The sequence below is a fragment of the Streptomyces triticagri genome, assembly GCF_003429565.1.
In the GTDB taxonomy this organism is placed as follows: domain Bacteria; phylum Actinomycetota; class Actinomycetes; order Streptomycetales; family Streptomycetaceae; genus Streptomyces; species Streptomyces triticagri.
Genome location: NZ_QUAK01000072.1, coordinates 1 through 23,332 on the forward strand (window position 1 = coordinate 1; position 23,332 = coordinate 23,332).

19 protein-coding genes are annotated in these 23,332 nt (G+C 71.8%); 9 read left to right on the plus strand and 10 right to left on the minus strand.

Annotated features, from left to right (window positions below; all coding sequences use genetic code 11):
• Together DY218_RS12900 and DY218_RS12905 are read right to left on the minus strand one after the other, a co-directional pair.
• Positions 1-449 (minus strand): ankyrin repeat domain-containing protein (locus tag DY218_RS12900; protein WP_147336141.1); only part of this gene is annotated, 449 nt, incomplete at its 3' end.
• A 115-nt stretch (positions 450-564) separates the two neighbouring features.
• Positions 565-1,452, minus strand: a complete 888-nt coding sequence (locus DY218_RS12905) for a hypothetical protein (RefSeq protein WP_128556128.1) — start codon at positions 1,450-1,452, stop codon at positions 565-567.
• 236 nt (positions 1,453-1,688) lie between these two features.
• Here DY218_RS12905 and DY218_RS12910 point away from each other — a divergent pair, with 236 nt between their 5' ends.
• Positions 1,689-2,477 (plus strand): S1 family peptidase, encoded by a 789-nt coding sequence (locus DY218_RS12910; protein WP_233521566.1) that lies wholly within the window; start codon positions 1,689-1,691, stop codon positions 2,475-2,477.
• A 207-nt stretch (positions 2,478-2,684) separates the two neighbouring features.
• Positions 2,685-5,828 carry an endo-alpha-N-acetylgalactosaminidase family protein gene (locus DY218_RS12915; RefSeq protein ID WP_128556130.1) on the plus strand — a complete coding sequence of 1,048 codons (3,144 nt, stop codon included), beginning with the start codon at positions 2,685-2,687 and terminating at the stop codon, positions 5,826-5,828.
• An 86-nt stretch (positions 5,829-5,914) separates the two neighbouring features.
• Here DY218_RS12915 and DY218_RS12920 read toward each other — a convergent pair whose 3' ends face one another.
• Entirely contained in the window at positions 5,915-7,660 is a 1,746-nt protein-coding gene (locus tag DY218_RS12920; protein ID WP_128556140.1) for a glycoside hydrolase family 35 protein, read from the minus strand.
• A gap of 148 nt (positions 7,661-7,808) precedes the next feature.
• On the opposite strand from DY218_RS12920, the gene DY218_RS12925 reads away from it, so the two are divergent.
• Together DY218_RS12925 and DY218_RS12930 are read left to right on the plus strand one after the other, a co-directional pair.
• The gene (locus tag DY218_RS12925) at positions 7,809-8,705 is read left to right on the plus strand and encodes a helix-turn-helix domain-containing protein (protein ID WP_128556131.1); all 897 of its coding nucleotides are present in this window, start codon (positions 7,809-7,811) and stop codon (positions 8,703-8,705) included.
• 92 nt (positions 8,706-8,797) lie between these two features.
• Positions 8,798-9,193: a chorismate mutase gene (locus tag DY218_RS12930; protein ID WP_199566712.1), complete on the plus strand. Its 396-nt coding sequence runs from the start codon at positions 8,798-8,800 to the stop codon at positions 9,191-9,193.
• 49 nt (positions 9,194-9,242) lie between these two features.
• On the opposite strand, the gene DY218_RS12935 is transcribed toward DY218_RS12930, so the two are convergent.
• Together DY218_RS12935 and DY218_RS12940 are read right to left on the minus strand one after the other, a co-directional pair.
• A complete protein-coding gene (locus DY218_RS12935) occupies positions 9,243-10,382 on the minus strand; it encodes a PQQ-dependent sugar dehydrogenase (RefSeq protein ID WP_128556132.1) in 1,140 nt (379 codons plus the stop codon).
• Positions 10,383-10,546: 164 nt separating this feature from the next.
• Positions 10,547-11,257 carry an O-methyltransferase gene (locus tag DY218_RS12940; protein WP_233521568.1) on the minus strand — a complete coding sequence of 237 codons (711 nt, stop codon included), beginning with the start codon at positions 11,255-11,257 and terminating at the stop codon, positions 10,547-10,549.
• 157 nt (positions 11,258-11,414) lie between these two features.
• Between DY218_RS12940 and DY218_RS12945 the strand changes: the two genes are divergently transcribed.
• Positions 11,415-11,987 carry a TetR/AcrR family transcriptional regulator gene (locus tag DY218_RS12945; RefSeq protein WP_128556133.1) on the plus strand — a complete coding sequence of 191 codons (573 nt, stop codon included), beginning with the start codon at positions 11,415-11,417 and terminating at the stop codon, positions 11,985-11,987.
• Between the two features lie 88 nt (positions 11,988-12,075).
• On the opposite strand, the gene DY218_RS12950 is transcribed toward DY218_RS12945, so the two are convergent.
• The 5 genes from DY218_RS12950 to DY218_RS12965 form a co-directional block, all read right to left on the minus strand.
• Entirely contained in the window at positions 12,076-13,353 is a 1,278-nt protein-coding gene (locus tag DY218_RS12950; RefSeq protein WP_128556134.1) for a lipase family protein, read from the minus strand.
• A 143-nt stretch (positions 13,354-13,496) separates the two neighbouring features.
• Positions 13,497-13,976 (minus strand): thioesterase family protein, encoded by a 480-nt coding sequence (locus DY218_RS34515; protein ID WP_199566713.1) that lies wholly within the window; start codon positions 13,974-13,976, stop codon positions 13,497-13,499.
• Positions 13,973-14,968 (minus strand): 3-hydroxyacyl-CoA dehydrogenase NAD-binding domain-containing protein, encoded by a 996-nt coding sequence (locus tag DY218_RS34520; protein WP_199566715.1) that lies wholly within the window; start codon positions 14,966-14,968, stop codon positions 13,973-13,975. Before DY218_RS34520 ends, DY218_RS34515 begins: the two co-directional genes overlap by 4 nt.
• A 62-nt stretch (positions 14,969-15,030) precedes the next feature.
• Positions 15,031-15,918, minus strand: a complete 888-nt coding sequence (locus tag DY218_RS12960) for a BKACE family enzyme (RefSeq protein ID WP_128556135.1) — start codon at positions 15,916-15,918, stop codon at positions 15,031-15,033.
• A gap of 106 nt (positions 15,919-16,024) precedes the next feature.
• The gene (locus DY218_RS12965) at positions 16,025-16,906 is read right to left on the minus strand and encodes a TetR/AcrR family transcriptional regulator (protein WP_128556136.1); all 882 of its coding nucleotides are present in this window, start codon (positions 16,904-16,906) and stop codon (positions 16,025-16,027) included.
• Between the two features lie 224 nt (positions 16,907-17,130).
• Between DY218_RS12965 and pepN the strand changes: the two genes are divergently transcribed.
• The 4 genes from pepN to DY218_RS12985 all read left to right on the plus strand — a co-directional run.
• A complete protein-coding gene (gene pepN / locus DY218_RS12970; RefSeq protein ID WP_128556137.1) occupies positions 17,131-19,671 on the plus strand; it encodes an aminopeptidase N in 2,541 nt (846 codons plus the stop codon).
• Between the two features lie 203 nt (positions 19,672-19,874).
• A complete protein-coding gene (locus DY218_RS12975) occupies positions 19,875-21,302 on the plus strand; it encodes a pyridoxal phosphate-dependent decarboxylase family protein (protein ID WP_128556138.1) in 1,428 nt (475 codons plus the stop codon).
• On the plus strand, positions 21,299-22,711 hold the full coding sequence (locus DY218_RS12980; protein ID WP_128556139.1) for a lysine N(6)-hydroxylase/L-ornithine N(5)-oxygenase family protein: 1,413 nt from the start codon (positions 21,299-21,301) through the stop codon (positions 22,709-22,711). Before DY218_RS12975 ends, DY218_RS12980 begins: the two co-directional genes overlap by 4 nt.
• A 33-nt stretch (positions 22,712-22,744) precedes the next feature.
• Positions 22,745-23,332, plus strand: a 588-nt coding sequence (locus DY218_RS12985) for an SIMPL domain-containing protein (RefSeq protein ID WP_147336142.1), incomplete at its 3' end; no start/stop codon positions are given.

Below are 23,332 nucleotides of genomic sequence, written 5' to 3' on the forward strand. Positions count from 1 at the left end.
ACCGAGCCGCGCCGGGCCGCGGCGACCAGCGGCAGCACGCCGTCGGGCCCGGGCCGCCCGGGGTCCGCCCCGGCGCCCAACAGCCGCTCGGTGACGCCCGCATGGCCCAGCTGCGCGGCCCAGGCCAGTGCCGTGAACCCGTAGGCCTCCGGCCGATCCGCCCCGGCGCCGGCCGCGAGCAGCGCCCGTACGACCTCGGTGTGGCCTCCGCACGCCGCCCCGCACAGCGGCAGGTCGGTGCCGGAGCTCAGCCGGTCCGGCTCCGCGCCCGCCGCGAGCAGCAGACGCACGATGCCGGGGCGGTCCGTCACCGAGGCGGCGTACAGCGCGGTCTCGCCCTCCGGGCCGGTCGCCGCACCGTCCGCGCCGGACCGCAACAGCCGTACGACCGCGTCCTCGTCACCTCCGTGGACCGCCTCGAACAGTTCGTCCACCCGCTCCGAGCTCATCACCCGAGCCTCGCCCCGGCGGGTGGTCCGGCGCAAACCCTTATGTCGGACAGCAGGGGAGATGTGCGGAAAGGTTCGCCGGGGCGGCACCGGTCGTCCCGCGCCGCCCGCCGGCTCAGGTGTCGCACTCCAGGACGGTCCGGCACAGCCCGCACCGCACCCTCACCCGCCCGCGCACCGGCACCCGGATCCGCTGCCGGCAGGTCGGGCAGGCGAACATGACGCGCAGCGGCGAGCCGCCGTCGAAGGAGTAGGGCCCCGTGGCGGGGCCAGCGCTGTGCTGCTCCTGCGACCGCTTGCGGTCCTTCGCGTACCGTCGGCGTCCACTCCAGCCCGCCGCCGTCAGCGGCGGCTGCTGCTCCTCGCTGCGGGCCACCGACCGGCCCTCGGTGTACGCGGTGTACGCCTGCGGACTGGTGAACCACACCGACGGGTCCTCGCCGAACGCCGCCGCCCGCTTGGCCAGGACGTACCCGAACTCCTCCGGAGTGAGATAGCCGAGCTTCTGCGAGGAGGCGCCGTCCTCGCGGAAGGCGTCGAGGAGCAGCCAGCCCGCGCCGAGGTAGGCCGCCGCGGTGTCGGTGAGGATCTCGTTGTCCCGGGTGGCGTCGAAGGCCAGGTCCAGACGGTGCAGGTAGACGTGCATCACCTCGTGCGCCAGGGCGGCGCCGATATCGCGGCGATGGGTGCGGAAGCGGTCGTTCAGCTCGATGAAGTACTCGGGTCCCGCGGCGAGTTCGACGCTCGCGGCGTGCTGCATCTCGCGGAAGCTGACGATCATCCGGGCGTCCGGAAGGCGCAGGTGCTGGACCATCGTGCGGGCCACCCGCTGCACGCCCAGATGCAGGTCGTCGTCGTCCGCGAAGGCCACGTCGGCGGGCAGCACGCTGCTGTCGAAGGTGTGGATCGTGTCGTGGGAGAGGCGCCGGTAGAGCGCCGTGATCGACTCCCGCACCGTCTGCAGATGCGGATATCCGTGCTCGACCGGTCCGCCGTCAGCCACTCCCGCACCCCCAAAAAAGGATCGCCGGATCTCACTCTAGACACCCCCTGGTGCGGCCGCCGTGCGCGCCGTTGCCACCCGGGTCGTCCGATGGCCGGGCCGAGATGGCCGGATACCGACCCTTGCCGACCGAGCGTTCGGCTCTCCATAATCCAGGGCGAGCGTTTGGCGGGCTCATGACAGCCAGAGGTCGTGGGGCCGCCGTGTGCGTTCAACCCCCCACGAAAGGAAGACCGTTGAAGAACCTGTTCGGTTCCGTCAAAAGAGCAGCCGCCCTCGGCGCCGTCACCCTGGCCGCCGTCAGCCTGCAGCCCGTCTCCACCGCCGTCGCCCAGGACCCCACGCCTTCGCCGGCCATCGTCGGCGGCACTCCCGCCGAAGAGGGCGAATTCCCGTTCATGGTGCGCCTGTCCATGGGCTGTGGCGGCTCCCTGTACGCCGAGGACATCGTCCTGACCGCCGCGCACTGTGTCGACGGCTCGGGCCCCGACACCTCGATCACGGCCACCGCCGGCTCCGTGGACCTGGAGAGCTCCGACGCCGTCAGCGTCAACTCCACCGAGGTCCTGCAGGCGCCCGGCTACGACGGCAACGGCAAGGACTGGGCGCTGATCAAGCTGGAGCAGCCCCTCGACCTGCCCACCCTGAACATCGCCGACACCGACGCCTACAACGAGGGCGACTTCACCGTCGCCGGCTGGGGCGCCGACAAGGAGGGCGGCGACCAGCAGCGCTACCTCCTCAAGGCCACCGTCCCGTTCGTCGACGACGCCGCGTGCGGTGAGGCGTACGGCGACTCCCTGATCCCCGGTGAAGAGATCTGCGCCGGATTCGAGGAGGGCGGCACCGACTCCTGCCAGGGCGACTCCGGCGGACCCATGTTCCGCAAGGACGACTCCGACCAGTGGGTCCAGGTCGGCATCGTCAGCTGGGGCCAGGGCTGCGCGCGGCCCGGCTACCCGGGCGTCTACGCCGAGGTGTCGGCCTTCGCCGAGGACATCTCCAAGGCGGCCGCCGAGCTCTGAGGCCACCGCACGACGGCACGACCGCACCGTCGTACGTCACGCACGACCTGTACGTCCCGCACGACCCGCACGTCCCGCAGGGCCGGAGCACGCGCCACGCTCCGGCCCTGCGGCCTGCCCGGCCTGCCCGTACGTGAGCGCACGCGCCCGGCCCAACCCGGAGTGCCCTAAGTCCAACTCCGGCCCCTGCTTTGTCCATGGCCCCTCATGCCCCGTGCGCCCAGGGTGACTCGCACGAGTTCCCGTCCCCAGGAGGCGTACGCCGTGCAGTCGTCAGCCGTACCAGGTCCGAGCCGCCGATCCGTGGTCGCCGCCGGAGCCGCGGCAGGAGCGGCCGCCGCCCTCGGCCTGCCGGATCCCGCGGCCGCCGCGGACCCCGCGCCCGCCGCCGAGGCCACTCTGCGCTCCGGGAGCCTCGAGGTACGGGTCGCCACCGACTTCCCGCGGATCATCCGCTACACCGACCGCGACAGCGGCGCCGTCCTGCACGGCAGCGGCGAACCGGTCACCGAACTCCTCGTCGACGGCACGGCACAGACCCCCGAGGTCACCGCCCGCCCGGCCGCCCGGGACCGTATCGAATACCGCCTCGCCCTCACCGGCGGCACCACCTTGGACGCCGAGATCCGCGTCAAGGGCTCCGAGGTGCACTGGCGCATCACCGCCGTCGACGACACCGAGGCGCTGCGCGTCGGCACCCTGGAGATCCCCGGTCTCGACTTCCTGACCGTCCGCAGCGACCAGCCCGGCGCCGCCCTGTTCGCCGCCCGTATCGACATCGACCAGGACAAGAGCGGCGACACCCTGATCGAGCTCGCCGCGGACACGCCGGCCGCCGACCGGACCGGCTGCGCCTACGCCGTCGTCGCCCACGACGGCCTCGGCGGCGCTCTGGAGACCAACACCGTCTACGACAAGCCCACTTCGGACGACGGCACCACCTGGGAGAACGGGCGCCTGTGGCACACCGTCGCCAAGTCCGGCGACCGGACCGAGGCCCGTCTGTCCCCCGGCCAGTGGACCCACCGCGCGGCCACCTCCCCGGTCGACGCCACCGAGCCCCTGCCGTACGTCACGGTCGTCGTCACCCGGGACCGGGGCGGCGACGGCAAGGTCGACTGGCAGGACGCCGCGATCGCCTTCCGCGAGATCATGGTCCAACCGCTCGGTGCGGACGAGCAGCATCTGCGGGTCGTCCCGCACATCCCCTTCAACTTCGCCTCGCAGGCCACCAATCCCTTCCTCGCCACCCTCGACGAGGTCAAGCGGATCTCCCTGGCCACCGACGGTCTCCGCCAGTACACGCTGCTCAAGGGCTACCAGTCCGAGGGCCACGACTCGGCGCACCCCGACTACGCGGGCAACCACAACACCCGCGCCGGCGGCCTCGACGACCTCAACACCCTGCTGCGCGAAGGCGCCGAGTGGAACAGCGACTTCGGCGTGCACGTCAACGCCACCGAGTCGTACCCCGTCGCCAAGGCCTTCTCCGAGACGCTCGTCGACAAGGCGGACGAACAGTGGGACTGGCTCGACCAGTCGTACCGCATCGACGCCCGCCGTGACCTGGTCTCCGGCGACATCGTGCAGCGCTTCAAGGACCTGCGGGCCGAGACCCACCCGGCCCTCAACACCCTCTACATCGACGTGTTCCGCGAGTCCGGCTGGAACTCCGACCGGCTGCAGCGCGCCCTGCGCGAGATGGGCTGGACCGTCACCACGGAATGGGGCCACGGCCTGGAACGCTCCGCGATCTGGTCGCACTGGGCCACCGAGACCGACTACGGCGCCGACACCTCACGCGGCATCAACTCCCGGCTGATCCGCTTCATCCGCAACCACCAGAAGGACGTCTTCGCCGACAAGTGGCCCACCCTGCTGCCCATCCCGCGCACCGGGAACTACGAGGGCTGGGTCGGCAAGACCGACTGGCACGAGTTCCACACCCTGATCTGGACCGAGTCCCTGCCCGCCAAGTATCTCCAGGCGTACCCGATCAGGACCTGGGGCGAGCACGAGATCACCTTCCTCGGACCCACCGGCACCACGGTCTCCGACGCGGACGGAAAGCGCGTCATCACCACCGACGGCCGGATCGTGTACGACGGCGACCGCTACCTGCTGCCGTGGGAGCCGCGCAAGGCCACCGATCCGGCCAAGCTGTACCACTACTCCGCCGAGGCCGGCACCAGCACCTGGCAGCTGCCCCGCGGCTGGGCGGGCCTGCGCCGGGTCGCCGTGCACCGACTCACCGACCAGGGACGGGAGTTCATCGACTGGGCGCCGGTGCGCGACGGCAAGGTCACCCTCGAGGCCGAGGCCGGACAGCCCTACGTCCTGCACCGCACCCGCCGCCCGGCCGAGCCGGACCCCGACTGGGGTCAGGGCACCCCGCTCACCGACCCCGGCTTCAACTCGGGCTCCCTGAAGGGCTGGGAGGTCACCGGGCCGGCCTCCGTCAAGCGCAGCGCCCTCGGCGACTACGAGCTGGTCATCGGCGCGGGCGCCGCGGCCACGGTCGGCCGCCGCCTCAGCCGGCTCAAGCCCGGCACATACGCGGCGTCCGTCCAGGTCGAGGTGGGCGCCGAGGCGGGCGAACAGCGCCGCGCCACCCTGGAGGTGCGTACCGCGGACGGCGTCACCGCCACCAACTGGACCGCGACCTCCACCGCCGGCAACTACGTCGCCGCGGACCGTAAGCACGGCACCAGGTTCCAGCGGATGTTCACCTGGTTCACGGTGCCGTCGGGCGGTGGCCCGGTGCAGTTGGCGCTGCGCGCCGACGCGGGGGACGCGCGGATCCGCTTCGACAATCTGCGGGTCGTGGCCGCGGAGCGGTCCGCCAAGAAGGGCGCGCTCGTCTTCGAGGACTTCGAGCATGTGCCGCAGGGCTGGGGGCCCTTCGTCAAGGGGGACGCCGGCGGGGCCACCGATCCGCGCACCCATATCGCCCAGCGGCACGCGCCGTTCACCCAGCGCGGCTGGAACGGGAAGGCGATCGACGACGTCGTCGACGGGTCGCAGTCCCTCAAGTCGCGCGGCGAGAACGAGGGGGTTGTGTATCGCACGGTGCCGCACACGGTGCGGTTCGCTCCGGGGGAGCGGTATGCGGTGTCCTTCCGGTACGAGAACGAGGTGGCGGGGCAGTACGAGTGGGTGACGGCCGTCGACGAGGGTGGCTCGAGTCGTGAGTTGTCCCGGACGCCGGTGCCGGTGGCGGTGTCCCCGACCTTGTGGTCCTACGAGTTCACCGCCCCCGCGGAGGGGGAGGCCTGGGTCGGGCTTCGGAAGGTCGGTGACGACGGGAAGGCGGAGTTCGTCCTCGACGCGTTCGAGGTGCGGGAGGTCTGAAGTCCCCCGGGACGGAGTCCGGGGGAGATTGAGGAGGCCCGCCCGGCAGGGCTTTCGGGAAGGGGCGGGGCTGGGGACAATCCCCCTCACTCGAGTCGCACTCGAATCTCGCCCGCCGCCTCGGCCTCGAGCACCCACACCTCGTTCCCCCCGGAGCGGAGCAAGGGTCCCGGCACGTACAGCGACGTCTGCGGCCCCACCCCCCAATACCGCCCGAGGCAGAACCCGTTCACCCACACAAACCCCCGAGTCACCCCCGTCAGGGACAGCCCCGCATCCCCGGGCCCCACCACGGAGACAGAACCCCGGTAAAGACCGACCCCACCCTCACCCGAGGCGGACCGGAACCGCACACCCTCCACCCCTTCCATGGAGAACGCCCCCAGCCGCAGCCCCCGCGCAGCGACCCCGTGCAGATACTGCCGCTCGTGCAGCACACCTCCGGTGATCCCCTTCGGCTCACCCACCCGCGGCCCGTAGTTGACCCGCCCCAGGGACTCCACCCACAGCTCCACGCGGGCCGGTCCCGCGACCGGCTCGGGCAGCACAGGGGCGTCCTCGGTCAGTACCCCGGCCCGATTCCCGTCGACGTACACGAGCGCCCGGTCCCTGAGCCCTCGCACACTCAGCGGATACGGCATCCGGGGCCCCGGGACGTCGACCCGGTACCGCACGAGCCCCCGGTCCACCCCCAGCTCCTCGAACGACGACGGCGCTCCGCCCACCTGCTCCTCGTCGCCGAGTGCGTCCAGGACGGCGTCCAGCGGGGCCCACTCGTCGAGCACGGCCTCGCAGGAGGCGCCCAACACCGCCGGGGGCGGCGGCAGTTCGGGCAGTGGCCCGTCCGCGTACGCCGCAAGCACCTCGCGGAACGCCCAGAACTTCTCCGTCGGCCGCCCGTACTCGTCGATCGGTGCGTCGTAGTCGTAGGAGGTGATGTCCGGCTGCAGCGGACCGTCGTGCAGACCGCCGGCCCGATTCGCCCCCGCCCAGCCGGCGAAGTTCGTGCCGCCGTGTGCCATGTACAGATTCACCGACGCCCCGCACTCCAGGATCTCCCGCAACGCACCGGCCGCGTCCGCAGCATCCCGTACGACCGGCTCCGCACCCCAGTGCCCGAACCAGCCGCACCAGAACTCCATGCACATCAGCGGGCCCGCGGGCCGGTGCCGGCGCAGCGTCTCGAAGCCCGCGCGGGCACGGGAGCCGAAGTTGACGGTCGCGAGCACACCGGGGACCGAGCCGCCGGTCAGCATGTGATCCTCGGGCCCGTCCGAGGTGCACAGCGCCGCCGTGACCCCGCACTCCTCGATCAGCCGCGCGAGCCGGTCCAGATACACCTGGTCGGAACCGTAACTGCCGTACTCGTTCTCGACCTGCACCATGATCACCGGGCCGCCGCGGTCGTACTGCCGCTCCGCCACCTGCGGAAGCAGCACCCGGAACCAGCGCTCCACCTCGGCCAGATACTCCGGGTCCCGGGTGCGGACCCGATGCCCGAACCGGCCCGTCAGCCAGTGCGGCAGGCCCCCGTTCTCCCATTCGGCGCAGATGTACGGGCCCGGCCGCACGATCGCCAGGAGCCCCGCCGCACGGGCGGCGTCCAGGAAGCGGCCGAGCGCCGCCACGTCCTCGTACCGACCCGGCCGCGGCTCGTGCAGGTTCCACGGGACGTACGTCTCCACGCAGTTGAGGCCCATCGCACGCAGCATCGCGAGCCGGTGCCCCCACTGTGCCTCGTGCACCCGGAAGTAGTGCAGCGCACCGGACAGCAGTCGCACCGGCCGCCCGTCCAGCTCGAAGTCGCCCCTGCCGATCCGGAACTCGCCCACGTCCACGCCTCTCTCGTGCCCGACCTGCGCTCCCACCCTCACCCCCTGGTCATCGACGGGTCCATGGACAAAGATCGACCTTGATTGGACACAACGCCGCGCCGTCGGCACGGGTCGCCGGGATCGGACGAAAGGGGCGGACCGGGGCATGTACCACACCTGGATGCGCTACTTCACGCCGAGTCCCGCGCACCACCGGCTCGGCCTGGTCTGCCTCGGCGTCGGCCTGCAGCACGGTGCGCTGCCGACCGTCGGGCCCCGCACCCTCGACCACCACGTGGCCGTCGTGATCGGCGCGGGCGGCGGCTGGTTCCGCGGCACGGACGGGCGGCGGACGCCGGTGCGCGCGCCCGCCCTGATCTGGCTCACTCCCGGCACCCCCCACCACTACGCGGCCGATCCGAACACCGGCTGGGACGAGTGCTTCGTCGACTTCACCGGCCCGGCGACCACCACGTACACCGAACTCGGCTACATCGAGCCGGACCGGCCGGTGGTGCCGCTCTCCGACGCGACCGGGCCGCGTGCGGTCGTCAGCCGTGTCGCCCGCGCCGCGCGGCGGGACAATCCCCTGCTCGAGGTCGAGACCGCGGCCGCCGTGCACGAACTCCTGGTCGCCCTGCGCCGGGCCCGCGCCGACACCACCCCCGACGGCGATCCCGTCCTGCAGGCCCTGGCCCGGGACGCTTTCCATCCGCTGTCGGTCGCCGAGCACGCGACGCGCAACGGCATGACGCCCGCCGCGCTGCGCACCGCGGTCCGCCGCGGTGCGGGCTGCAGCCCCAAGGACTATCTCCTCGGCATCCGCCTGGGCCGCGCCAAGGAGCTGCTCGCCGCCACCGAACTGCCCGTCGCCGCGATCGCCCGCCGCGTGGGCTACGACGATCCGGCCTACTTCTCCCGCCTGTTCACCCGGCGCGTGGGCACCGCCCCGGTGCGTTTCCGGCAGCAGCAGGGCCGCGCCGTCCCCGGCGGCTGGTCCCAGCAGATCCCCGACCCCGACGATCCGCCGATGCTGCCCGCCCAGGACGGGCCGGAGGGGTAGCCGTACCCGTTCCTGCGCAGGACGGCCGGAGGGGAAGACGGGCACGTCCGGGCGCTGTGCGCGGCCGCGCGACCACGGCCTAAGCTCACTCCATGACCTCCAGCGACACCGAAGCCACCGGCGGCGAGGCCGCCCACGGCCCCGAAGACTCCGGCGTCGACCCGGCCGTGCGCGCCGAGTTGTCCCGGCTGCGCGACAGCATCGACAACATCGACGCGGCCGTCGTCCACATGCTCGCCGAGCGCTTCAAATGCACCCAGCAGGTCGGCCACCTGAAGGCCGCACACCGTCTGCCGCCGGCCGACCCCACCCGCGAGACCGAGCAGATCGCCCGCCTCCGCCACCTCGCCGAGAACGCCAAACTCGACCCGGCCTTCGCGGAGAAACTCCTCAACTTCATCATCGCGGAGGTCATCCGCCACCACGAGCAGATCGCCGACGGCCCTGCGGCGGGCGACGGCGCCGCAGGTCCCGCGCCCCGCCCCTGACCACCGCTCGCGCAGCGGCCGGGGACGGGGGCGGGGCCGGGTCAGACGCTCACGCCGGGTCGAGGCGGGAGACGGTGCCGCCGATCGCGAGGACGTACAGCTCGCCGTCGGCGGACTCGGCGAAGGAGACGACCTCGCCGCCCTCGACACCGAGGTCACCCTCGCCGGTCACCTCGCCGTTCTCGATCTGCAGGGTGCGCAGCGTGCCGTCGCAGTAGTCGCTGTAGACATAGGTGCCGACCAGGTCCGCGATCGCCTCGCCGCGGTACACGTAGCCGCCGGTGACCGAGCAGCCAAGGCCGTTGCGGTCGTACTCGTGGACCGGCGGCACATGGTTCGCCGGCTCGGTGCCGCCGTCGAAGGGGTGGGTGCCCTCCATCGCGGACCAGCCGTAGTTCTCGCCGCCCTTGCTGCTCGCCGCGGCCCAGTCGATCTCCTCCCACTCGTTCTGTCCGACATCGCCGATCAGCAGGTCGCCGGTGCCCGAGTCGAAGGAGAACCGCCACGGATTGCGCAGCCCGTACGCCCAGATCTCGTCCTTCGCCTCGGGGTCGTCCACGAAGGGGTTGTCCGAGGGGATCGCGTACGGGTCGCCGCCCGCGGGGTCGATACGCAGGATCTTGCCGAGCAGGGTGTCGAGCTTCTGGCCGTTGCCGTGCGGGTCGCCGCCCGCGCCGCCGTCGCCGAGGCCGATGTACAGATAGCCGTCGGGGCCGAACTTGATGTCGCCGCCGTTGTGGTTCTCGTACGGCTGCTCCTGGGTCAGTACCGTGCGCCGGCTGTCCGGGTCCGGCTTGCCGTCCTGCACCGCGAACTCGTCGATGGTGCTGGTGCCTTCGAGGTCGGTGTACGAGACGTAGAAGTGGCTGTCGTCGGGGTCGAAGGCGATGCCGAGGAGCCCGCGTTCGCCGTCGGTGGTGGTCTCGTCGGAGATGTCGAGGACGGGGTCGCCGAGGCCGGAGTCGTCCAGGACCCTTACGGTGCCCGCCCGTTCGGCGATCCAGACCGTGCCGTCGGGTCCTGCCGTACCGGCCGTCGGATTCTGCGCCGTGGCGACTTCCGTCAGGGCGACCTCGGCCGCGCCGGCGCGTGGCGGTGCGGATTCCTCGGCGGACGCCGTCGCCACGGCGAAGCCCGCGACGAGGCAGAGACTGCCGATGATGGCCGTGCTTCTGGTGCGAAGTGTCACCGTGGGCCTCCTGGAGGCGGTGAGGGTCGCCCGGCCGCGCTCGGCGCCGAGTTGCGCGGGAGCCGCCCGAGCCGGCAGGCAACCGTGGTGGGGGGATGGTGCCACTGGCCACGCCTGAGAATACCGGGGCGACCGCTCCTGGCCTAGACCAATAACGCGACGGGTCAGAGGCGGCAGCTGATCTCCAGTCCGTCCTCCACCGGGAACGTGACGCTGTGGTAGCCGTTGGCCGTGTCGCGGACGTGGTCCAGATAGGGGCGGAGGCCGGGCAGATCGACGTCGTCGGCGACCACCGGTGTCCCCGGGGCGAGCTGCGGCTCGAGCAGCTGCAGCACGGGGAGGCAGAGCTCCTTCCAGCCGTCCAGGAACAGGAAGCCGACCGGTTGCTCCAGTGCGTCGAGGGTGTCCAGGGCGTCCCCCTCGAGCACGGTGATCAGGTCGTCGAGCCCGGTGGCGGCGAAGGTGGCGCGGGCGGCGGCCGCCTTGGTGCGGCTCATCTCCGTGGTGACGACTCGGCCGGCGCGGCCGTCGTGTACGACGCCGTTGTCCCGGACCGCGGCGGCCAGGTGCACGGTGGAGATCCCGTACGACGTGCCGAACTCGACGACCGTGGCGGGCCGGGCGGCGCGGACGAGGTTGTAGAGGAGCCTGCCGCCCTCGGCGGAGACCGGCATATAGATCTGCTCTGCCGCGTCGGCGCGTTCCTGGGCGGTCGCCGGCCTCGCGGGGGACGGCTGCGGGGCCGCGCCGGCGCGGGAGGCGGCCTCCTCGTCGCCCGATGCGGCGTCGAACATCCGGATCAGGGCGTCCTGGACGCGTGGCTCGGTGAGGGTGCAGCCGGGCGTGGGCCTGGGCATGGGCATGGGCTCGGTCATGGTGCTTGCTCCTTGAAAGTCGTACGGGGGAAGGGGAGTTGGGGATTCGTGGCGCGGCGACCCGCCCACCGCGCCGCTACGGAAGGCGATATTACGAGTCACCGTGCCTCGCAAAAGTAGCACATGCGAGACACGGTGACTCGTTTAAGGTGGGGGCATGGTGGAAGCAAGTGGCCGTGGGCGGCCCCGCAGCGAGAGTGCACGGGCGGCCGTGCTGCACGCCGTCGACGATCTCCTCGTCGAGGTCGGCTATGCGGCCCTCACCATGAAGGGCATCGCCGAGCGCGCGGGCGTGGGCCGGCAGACCGTGTACCGGTGGTGGGCGAACAAGGCGGAGGTCCTCTACGAGGCGAGCGTCATCGACGCGCAGCAGGAGCTGTCGGTGCCGCTGAGCGGCGACCCGGTGCGGGACGCCAAGGCGTATCTCGACGCGCTCGTCCGCTTCCTGACCCGCTCGGACGCCGGCACCGCCTACCGCGCGCTCATCGGGGAGGCCCAGCACGACAAGGACGTCGCCGCACTGCTCGACTCCCGGGACGTCCTCGCGGACAGCGCCGCCAAGGTCGTCGAACCGCTGCGGGACGGCGTCGGCACCGCTCTGCCCCCCGACCGGGCGACCGACCTCCTGATCGGCCCCGTCTTCTTCCGCGTGCTGTCCGGACGCGGCGCGGACGGCATCGACACCGAAGCGCTGGCGGAGCAATTTCTCCGCGCGCTGCGGACGGGCTGAGACCGGCCGCGGTCACGCCGACGGGCGGGGGCGACCGCAGTCACCCCCGCCCGCCGGGCGCTCGAGGCCGAGCGCTGGAACAGCCGCCTCAGCTCCCGCAGTTGCCTTCCGCCGGCTGGTCGGCGAAGCGTGCGCCGAGCCATTCGAGCGCCGGGCCGTTGCCCTGGATCGCCGCGCCCACATGCGACTGCCCCGGCAGCGACAGCCACTCCACCGAGTGCCCCGCCGCGCACCAGTCGGCCCGCAGCTTCTGCCCGACCGGGTACGGGATCTGCTCGTCCGCGTCACCGTGGTACAGGAACACCGGCGCCGACGGCCGCTCCGTGCCGATCAGTTGACCCGCGATCGCCAGCTGCCAGTCCGGCTGGTCCAGCGGGTCCGACGTCGTCACGTCCTCGATCGTCTTGCCGCGGCCCGCCTCGAGCGCCGTGCCCGCGCATTCGTTGCGTACGACGTCGGCGAGTTCGCGCCCCTCGTCGTTCAGGTACTTGTCGAGCTCGAGGTGCGGGTACGCCGCGTTCTGGCCGACCGCCGCCATCAGCAGATATCCCGCGTTGTCCCCGCCGTTCAGGGAGTCCGCCACCGCCGCCAGGTCCGCCGGGACGCCGCCGCTCGCGGTGCCCTTGACGTGCAGCTCCGGCGCGTACGAGGCGGCCATCTCGGCGGCCTTCGCGCTCGCGCCGCCACCCTGCGAATAGCCCATGATGCCCACCGGCGACTCCGGCACGACCCCGTGACCCGAGGCCTCCGGGAGATGCTGCGCGGCCCGTGCCGCGTCCAGGACCGCACTGCCCTGCGCCGCGGCCACCATGTACGTGTGGTCGCCCGGGGTGCCGAGCCCCTCGTAGTCGGTGACCACGACGGCGTAGCCGCGCACCAGCGCCGCGTTGACCAGCGGCGCCTCCGTCGTCGTACCGTCCGGGAAGCCCGCGGACGGGGCGCACTTGTCGCCCAGGCCGACCGTTCCGACCGCGTAGGTGATCAGTGGGCGGGTGCCGGTGTTGCCGTCGTCGGGGACGATGACCGTGCCGGTGACGGCATTGCTGCTGCCGTCGGCCGAGGTGGACCGGTAGGTGATCTTCCAGGCCTTGGTGGGGGTGGGGGAGCCCGGTGTGTACTGGAACGCGGACGGCTCCGAGGCGATCAGCTCGCCCGGATCGGTCCGCTTGCCGCGCTCGGTCTGCTTCCCGTGCCCGGTCTGCTTGCGGTGCTCGGTCTGCTCGCCCGGTGACGAGGCGGTGGTGGCGGTGGGGGAATCCGGCGGCGCGGAGGTCTGCTGCGCGGCGGCGGACCCGGGCAGACCGAGCACCGCGAGCGCAAGCACCGCACCCGCTGCCAACGGTCTTCTGCGTACGGCCGAGTTCATGCGGCCTCCCAACTCTCCTGTGGGAAAAGGGGGTTGACCAACCGTACTGACGGGTCAGTAAGACTGCCAGGGCCCTGCACACAGGGAGCGGCCCCGGCGGGCGGGCCGCGCGTCCGTACGCCTGCCCGCCCGACCGCGCGGCCTCAGACGCGCGGCACCGGACCGATCGCCCGCCCCGCCCACACCGGGGCGGGCTCCAGCAGCTCCTCGAACCTCGCGCGGACCGCGGCCGGGAACGCCACCGCGCCCCCGTCCCCGACATGCACACCGAGCAGCTCGGTCGTGGCCACCGGCTCGGCGGCTCCGGCACCGGCGCCCGTGCCCGTGCCCTCGTACATCTCGTGCGACCAGCGGACCTTCCTGGCATCCACGCCCAACACCCGCGTACGGATGCGGAGTTCGGCACCTTCGTGCACCTCGCGCAGATACCGGATGTGCGACTCGACCGTGTACAGCGAGCAGCCGGTCTCCGCGCGGTACGCCTCCGTCAGGCCCGTGCCGTCCATCATCGCGTCGGTCGCATGCCCGAAGACCAGCACGTAGTACGCCTCGCTGAGATGGCCGTTGTAGTCGATCCACTCGGGTCGGACCGTCTCGGTGAACTCCTGCAGTGCGCCCGTCACTCGGCCGCACCGCCGCCCTGCTTCGGCAGCCGTCCCGTGGCGCGCAGCACATCGATCACGCCCTGGTCGCGTTCGGCGACGAGATCGGCGATGGACCGGCCGGCCGCTGCCCGGGCGCAGCCGTCGACCATGCCGTCGTACAGCTTCCGGTCCAGCTCCGGAGCCTCGAGCCGGGTCCACGGAGACTTCAGGGACGGACCGAAGTGGTCCAGCATATGCGCCATCCCGCCCTCGCCGCCGGCGAGCGCGAACGTCAGGCACGGGCCCATGAACGCCCAGCGCAGGCCCGGCCCCTCGGTGATCGAGTCGTCGATCTCCTGCACCGTCGCCTCGCCGTTCGCCACCATGTGCAGCGCCTCGCGCCACAGCGCCTCCTGCAGGCGGTTGGCGATGAACCCGGGCAGCTCGCGCTCCATCGTGATCACCGACTTGCCGGCCGCCTCGTAGAACTCCGACGCCCACCCGACCGCGTCCGCGGCCGTCCGCTCGCCCCCGACGACCTCCACCAGCGGGATCAGATACGGCGGGTTGAACGGATGCCCGACGACGAGCCGCGACGGGTCCGCGGCCGTGGTCTGCATGTCCGTCATCGGGTAGCCGGACGTGGACGACGCGACGACGACGCCGGCCGGCGTGGCCGCGTCGATACGGGTCAGCAGATCGCGCTTCAGATCGAGCTTCTCCGGGGCGCTCTCCTGTACGAACTGCGCTTGGGCGCAGGCCTCTTCGAGGGTGGGTGCGACGGTGAGGCGGCCGCGGTCCGCGCCGGCGGCGAGGCCGAGCTGGGTCAGTGCGGGCCAGGCCGCGTCGACCAGCGCCCGCAGTTTCGTGGCGGCGTCGGGCGCCGGGTCCCATGCGGTCACGTCGTAACCGCGGGCCAGGAAGTGGGCGACCCAGCCGCCGCCGATGACTCCGGCGCCGACACAGGTCACTCGGGTTACGTCCGTGGGGGCGGGGCGTGGCAAATCGGGCTCCTCGATGTGCGTAGGTATGTGCTTGAACGCGTGCTTGATCGCGGGGGCGGAACGGGGCCGGTCGGTGGTGCGGGCGGGCTTCAGCGGCGCAGGCCGAGCCGCTCGCGGGCCTCGGCGGGCGTGGCGACCGACGCTCCGATCGACTCGGTGATCGTCACGGCGCGCTCGGTGAGCTGCGCGTTCGTCGCCTTCACCCCGCGGCTCAGATAGAGGTTGTCCTCGAGCCCCACCCGGACATTGCCGCCGAGCAGGATCGACTGGGCGACCCACGGCATCTGCATCCGGCCGAGCGCGAAGCTCGCCCACTGCGCCCCGGTGGGCAGCATGTTGACCATCGACTGCAGCACCTCGGGCTCGGCCGGCGCACCCCAGGGGATGCCCATGCACAGCTGGAACACCGACGGGTCGTCGAGCAGCCCCTCCGCGTACAGCTGCTTGGCGAACCAGAGCTGCCCGGTGTCGAAGATCTCCAACTCCGGCCGTACGCCCAGCTCCTGGATGCGCCGGGCGCCCTTGCGGAGCATCTCGGGGGTGGAGATGTACAGGTTGTCGCCGAAGTTCAGGGAGCCGCAGTCGAGGGTGCAGATGTCCGGGAGCAGGTCCTCGACGTGCGGGAGCCTGGCCAGGCCGCCGACCAGGTCGGTGCCGGGCAGGGCGCCCTTCTCCAGCGGCTCGTCGGCGTCCAGGACCAGGTCGCCGCCCATCCCCGCGGTCAGATTGATGACCACGTCGGTGCCGGTCTGCTTGATCCGGTCGACGGTCTCCGCATACAGCTTCGGATCACGCGACGGGGCACCGGTCTCCGGGTCGCGCACATGGATGTGCACGATCGCCGCACCCGCGTCCGCCGCCTCCACGGCCGACCTCGCTATCTGCTCCGGGCTCACCGGCACGTGCGGGCTGCGCCGGGTGGTGTCACCGGCGCCGGTCAGGGCGCAGGTGATGATGACGCTGTCGTTCATGGACATGGATTACCTCCGGGGGTGGGGTGGGAGATGGAGTGACATCGGATGGGGTGACGTCGGATGGGGGCCCGGGCCGCCGGCGTCCGGGCCGGGTGGGCAACCAGCCGCCCTACGCCAGGAGTTCGGCCTCGACATGGGCGAGCAGCGCGGCATGCATCGCCTCCGGACTCGTACCGTCGGCATCGTCCGGCGCCGTGGCCAGGACCTGCGAGGCCAGGCCGTCGATCAGCGCCGTCAGCCGCAGCGCCGCGCCCTCCGGATCGGTGCCCGGACGAAACACGCCCTCGTCGACCCCGCGCCGGATCACATCGGCGACCGTGCTCCGCCACTGCCGGTAGTACTCGACATGTAGCCGACCGACGGCCGTCGAACGGGCCGCCTCCGCCCACAGATCGAGCCACACGCGCCACTGCCGGCGCTGCTGTTCGCCGCGCGGCGTCTGCAGGGCGATCAGACCGCGCAGCTCCTCTGCCGGATCCTGCCCGGCCGCGAGGTGCGCGGCACGCGCCGCGGTGTCCTCGTCCATGCACCAGCGCACGGCGGCCTCGAGCAGCTCGGCGCGCCCGGGGAAGTGATAGTGCACCGCCGCGGTACTGGCACCGCAGGCCGCGGCGATGTCGGCGACCCGCACCGCATGGAAGCCGCGCTCGGCGATCAGCCGCACCGTCTCGCGGACGATCTGCAGGGGACGGCCGGATGCGGGCACGGAGACCGGGGCGGCGGCCGCCGAGGGCGAAGCCGGTGGAGTGGCGGCGGGTCCCGACGCCGTCACCGCACTCGCCCCGAGCAGCCACCCCGCATCGACCCCGCCCACATCGGCGATCCGGGCCAGCTCCGCCGCCGTGAACCGCCGACTGCCGCTCAGCGAACGGGACAGCTTCGACGGGTCCATCACGATGCGGCGGGCGAACTCCCGCTGACTGCACCCGGCACACGTGATCACCTCCCGCACCCGGGACGCCACATCGCCGCCCTCCGACTTCTGCTCCATGACTCGACACCGTACGGATGCGTTGAGATAAACGCAACGCGCACGGCTCACCTGTGTGCGCTCGCCAGGCGACAAAGGTCCTTGATGCGCCACTGACTGACTCATCAGTCAGCACCACAACACCCGCGAAGACTCCGCCTCCCACACCCGCACCCCCGCACCCCCGCACCCCACACCCCCAGCCCCCTCTGTGCCGACCTGCGCACATCGGGCAGCATGGCCCCATGTCCGTACTGACGCGCGACGAAGCGCAGATCCGTGCCCGGCTCCTCGACGTCCAGGCCTACGAGGTCGCCCTCGACCTCACCCGCGGCGACGAGACCTTCGACTCCCGCACCGTGATCCGCTTCACGGCCCGCGCGGACGGCGACACCTTCGTCGAGCTCAAGCCCGCCACCCTGCGCTCCGCGACCCTCGACGGACAGCCCCTCGACCCCGCCGCACTCGACGGCAACCGCCTGCCCCTCACCGGACTCACCGCAGGCCCCCACGAGCTGCACATCGACACCGAGATGCGCTACTCCCGCACCGGCGAAGGCATGCACCGCTTCACCGACCCCACCGACGGCGAGACCTACCTCTACACCCAGCTCTGCATGGACGACGCCCAGCGCGTCTTCGCCAACTTCGACCAGCCCGACCTCAAGGCCACCTTCGCCTTCACCGTCACCGCACCCCCCGAGTGGACCGTCCTCGGCAACGGCATCTCCCACCGCGGCGACAACGGCACCTGGACCATCGCCGAAACCCCCCGCATCTCCACCTACCTCGCCGCGATCGCCGCCGGCCCCTGGCACAGCATCCGCACCGAACACCGCGGACTGCCCTTCGCCCTGCACTGCCGCCGCTCGCTCGCCCCCCACCTCGACGCCGACGCCGACGAACTCCTCACCGCCACCCTCGCCTGCTACGACCGCTACCACGAGAAGTTCGAGGAGCCCTACCCCTTCGACTCCTACGACCAGGCCTTCGTCCCCGAATTCAACGCCGGCGCCATGGAGAACCCCGGACTCGTCACCTTCCGCGACGAGTTCGTCTACCGCTCCGCCGTCACCGACACCGAACGCCAGACCCGCGCCATGGTCGTCGCCCACGAAATGGCCCACATGTGGTTCGGCAACCTCGTCACCCTCACCTGGTGGGACGACATCTGGCTCAACGAGTCCTTCGCCGAATACATGGGCTACCAGGTCTGCTCCGAAGCCACCCGCTTCACCGACACCTGGACCGACTTCGGAGTCGTCCGCAAGGGCTGGGGCTACGACGCCGACCAGCGCCCCTCCACCCACCCCGTCGCCCCCGCACCCGAACTCGTCCCCGACACCGCATCCGCGATGCTCAACTTCGACGGGATCTCCTACGCCAAGGGCGCCTCCGCCCTGCGCCAACTCGTCGCCTGGCTCGGCGAGAAGGACTTCCTCACCGGCATCAACACCCACTTCGCCCGCCACAAGTTCGCCAACGCCACCCTCGCCGACTTCATCGACAACCTCGCCTCCGCCACCGAACGCGACGTGCACGCCTGGGCCGACGCCTGGCTGCGCACCACCGGAGTCGACACCCTCCGCCCGCACATCGACCAGACCACCGACGGCACCACCACCCTCACCGTCGAACGCCACGGCACCCGCCCCCACCGCATCGCCGCCGGCCTCTACGACCACGACCTCGCCGCCGGCGACACCCTCGTCCTGCGCACCCGCGTCGAACTCGACCTCCCCCAGACCGAACCCCACCCACTCGGCCGCCGCCCCGCCCTCGTCGTCCTCAACGACGGCGACCTCACCTACGCCAAGATCCGCTTCGACCCGGACTCCTGGAACACCCTCAAGACCGGCCTCTCCGCCCTGCCCGAACCCCTCACCCGCGCCGTCGTCTGGAACGCCCTGCGCGACTGTGTACGCGACGGCGAACTCCCGCCCGCCGCCTACCTCGAGGCCGCCCGCGCCCACCTCCCGCACGAGAGCGACCTCGCCCTCGTCCAAGGCGTCCTCACCTTCGCCACCACCCAGGTCGCCGACCGCTACACCACCCCCGAGGACCGGCCCGCCGCCCTCGCCACCGTCACCGACCTCTGCCGCGACATCATCCGCCGCACCGAAGACGGCTCACAGCCCGGCCTGCGCCTCATCGCCGTACGCCACTACATCAACGCCGCCGCCCAACCCGACACCATCCGCGACTGGTTCGACTCCGGCAGCGTCCCCGGCGGACCCGAACTCGACCCCGAACTGCGCTGGCGCATCCTCGGCCGCCTCGCCGTACTCGGCGCCACCGACGACGACGTCATCGAGGCCGAACTCCTCCACGACCCCAGCGCCACCGGCCAGGAAGGCGCCGCCCGCTGCCGCGCCGCCCTGCCCGACCCCGAAGCCAAACGCCGCGCCTGGCACGACCTCTTCGAGGCCGACACCCTCTCCAACTACCTCTTCACCGCCACCGCCCAAGGCTTCTGGCAGCCCGAACAGACCGACCTCGTACGCCACTACGTACCCCGCTACTTCGAGGCCGCCGCCACCCTCGCCGAACGCCGCGGCCCCGCCATCGGCGACGCCGCAGGCCGCTACGCCTTCCCCGCCCACGCCATCACCGAGGACACCCTCCGCCTCGGCCGCGAAGCCCTCGCCGCCGACACCCTCTCACCCAGCCTCCACCGCCGCCTCGCCGACCAACTCGACGACCTCGCACGGGCATTGAAAGTCCGCACGACAGACCCCTCCGGCCCCTCCGGCCCGTCCGGTCTCTCCAGCCCGTCCGGCGTTTGAGGACATCTTTTTCAGACTGTCCGGCGTCCGAGGACATCCTGTCCCCGCGCCACAGGAAAGGCGCGCCCGCACAACAACCGCACAGACGTGGTCAGTTACCCCATTCGGGTTGACTCGTTGAGCTGACCGGGTCACCGACCCGCCCCGCCCCCTCGGCGGAGCGGGTCGCCGACCCGCTCCGCCCTCGCATCCCGAAGGACCGCATGCCCACCCCACCCCTCGCCGGCGGCCCCACAGGCCCCACCGCACTGCGCCCCCTGCTCCACACCGTCCTCGACGCCCTCCACACCGGCGCCACCCACCGCGCAGGCCCCCTCCCCGCCGGCGGCCCCGAAGCCGTCGCCGCACACGTCACCCAAACCCTTGGCAACCCCCTGCCCGACCACGGCACCGGCGCCGAAGAAGCCCTCACCACCCTCACCACCCTCATCACCGCAGGCGCCGCCGACCCCGCCGACCCCCACTGCGCCGCCCACCTGCACTGCCCACCCCTCGCCCTCGCCACCGCAGCCGACCTCGCCGCCTCCGCCCTCAACCCCTCCATGGACTCCTGGGACCAGGCCCCCGCAGCCTCCACCCTCGAAACCCTCGTCACCCGCGCCCTCGCCGCCGAGATCTACCCCCACGCGACCACCGCCACCACACACCCCGACGCCCTCGTCACCACCGGCGGCACCGAAGCCAACCAACTGGCCCTCCTCCTCGCCCGCGAACACCACGGCCCCGTACGCCTGTTGACCGGCGACAACGCCCACCACTCACTCCACCGCGCCGCCTGGCTCCTCGGCCTCCCCACCCCCGTCACCCTCCCCGCACCCGGCGGCACCCTCGACCCCGCCGCCCTCGACCGCGCCCTCACCGACCTGCCGGGACCCCACCTCGTCGCAGCCACCGCCGGCACCACCGACGCAGGCCTCATCGACCCACTCCCCGAGATCGCCGACATCTGCGACCACCACCACACCCGCCTGCACATCGACGCCGCCTACGGCGGCCCCCTCCTCTTCAGCCCCACCCGCCGCGGCCGACTCACCGGCCTGGACCGCGCCCACACCGTCACCCTCGACCTCCACAAACTCGGCTGGCAACCCGTCGCCGCCGGCCTCCTCGCCGTACGCGACCCCGCCGACACCACCCCACTCGGCCACCACGCCGACTACCTCAACGCCGACGACGACACCGACGCCGGCCTCCCCGACCTCCTCGGCCGCTCCCTGCGCACCACCCGCCGCCCCGACATCCTCAAAACCGCCGTCACCCTCCGCGCCCTCGGCCGCACCGGACTCGGCACCCTCGTCGACACCGTCTGCCACCTCGCCGACCAACTCGCCGACGCCGTACAGAAACACCCCGCACTCGAGCTCTACGACCGCCCCGCCATCAGCACCGTCCTCTTCCGCCCCACCCACACCACGGACACCCAACTCGCCGACATCCGCCGCCAGTTGCTCCACCAAGGCAGAGCCGTACTCGGCCGCGCCCAGCTCGACGGACGCCTCTGGCTCAAAGCCACCCTCCTCAACCCCCACACCACCGCCCACGACCTCACCACCCTCCTCGACACCATCACCTCCACAGGCAACCCCCCACACCCGCCGGTGGAACCCGCGGAAGGAACCACCACACCGTGAACAACCCCGCACCCACCCCCGAAACACCCCACGACCTCGTCGGCATCGGCATCGGCCCCTTCAACCTCTCCCTCGCCGCCCTCACCCACCAACTCCCCGAACCCCTCTCCTACGCCTTCTACGAACAACGCCCCGCCTTCCACTGGCACCCCGGCCTCCTCATCGACGGCGCCACCCTCCAAGTCCCCTTCCTCGCCGACCTCGTCACCCTTGCCGACCCCACCAACCCCTGGACCTTCCTCAACCACCTAAGAGCCCACGACCGCCTCTACCCCTTCTACTTCGCCGAACGCTTCCACATCCCCCGCACCGAATACGACGCCTACTGCCGCTGGGTCAGCGACCAACTCCCCGGCCTCCACTACAGCCACCAGATCGACGCCGTCCGCTGGAACCCCGACCACAGACTCTTCGAAGTCGACTACACCCAACTCGACCCCGACGGCGAAGCCGAAGCCCTCGGCCGCACCCACACCCGCAACCTCGCCCTCGGCATCGGCACCGCACCCCACATCCCCGAACCCCTGCGCCCCCTCGCCGACGCCCCCACCGTCCCCGTCATCCACTCCGCCGACTACCTCGACCACCGCGAACGCCTCCTCGCCGCGGACCACATCACCGTCATCGGATCCGGCCAGTCCGGCGCCGAGATCTACCTCGACCTCCTCAAACGCCGCCCCCACGGCCACGAACGCCTCCACTGGCTCGCCCGCACCCCCGCCTTCGCCCCCATGGAGTACTCCAAACTCGGCCTCGAACACTTCACCCCCGACTACACCCGCTACTTCCACAACCTCCCCGAACCCACCCGCGACCGCCTCGTCCCCAGCCAATGGCAACTCCACAAAGGCATCGACACCGACACCATCACCGCCATCCACGACGAGCTCTACCAACGCACCCTCGGCGGCACCTGGCCCGACACCACCCTCACCCCCGGCGTCCACGTCCGCACCGCAGGCCGCGTCGGCGCCCGCCAGGTCGAACTCCACCTGGAACACGCCGAACAAGGCACCCGCACCCGACTCACCACCGACGCCGTCGTCCTCGCCACCGGCTACCGCGAACGCCCCCTCACCCCACTCCTCGACGCCCTCACCCCCCACCTCCGCCACGACGACGCCGGCCGCCCCCACATCGACCAGCACTACCGCCTCGCCCTCGACCCCACCATCACCCGCACCGGCAGCACCATCTACGTACAGAACGCCGAACGCCACACCCACGGCGTCGGCGCCCCCGACCTCGGCCTCGCAGCCTGGCGCAGCGCCACCATCCTCAACACCCTCACCGGCACCAACCCCTACCCCCTCCCCGAACGCACCGCCTACACCACCTTCGGCCTCACCACCCCCACCCCACCCAAGGACGACAACCACCCCACCACCCTCGTCCACCTCGAAGGCTGACCCCACCACACACCCCGTGCCACAGTGACCAACATGACCACCCAACCCACCCCACACCCGACCCCCGACGCCCCCCGACTCTCCGTACGCGGCGAAGCCCGCCTCGAAGTCGACCCCGAGATCGCCCGCCTCGAAATCACCGTCCTCGCCCGCGGCACCGACCGCCGCACCACACTCGACGACCTCACCACCCGCAACACCCGCACCACCGAACTCATCAAGAACTACGGCGACGCCCTCCACAAACTCGAGACCAGCACCCTCTCCATCACCCCCGAACTCCACCGCGGCCGCGGCGAACGCATCCGCGCCTACCACGGCCGCGTCCACCTCACCGCCCACCTCACCGACTTCACCGCACTCGGCGAACTCACCACCCGCCTCGCCGACCAGGACCTCACCCGCATCACCGGCCCGTACTGGCAACTCAAACCCGACTCACCCGCCCACCGCGAAGCCCGCCGCCAAGCCGTCCACGAAGCCGTCCAACGCGCCCGCGAATACGCCGACGCCCTCGGCACCCGACTCGACAACCTCCTCGAACTCGCCGACACCGGCACCGAGAACACCACCCCCACACACCTCCCACCCGCCCCCGCCTCCCGCGCCGCCTTCGCCGGC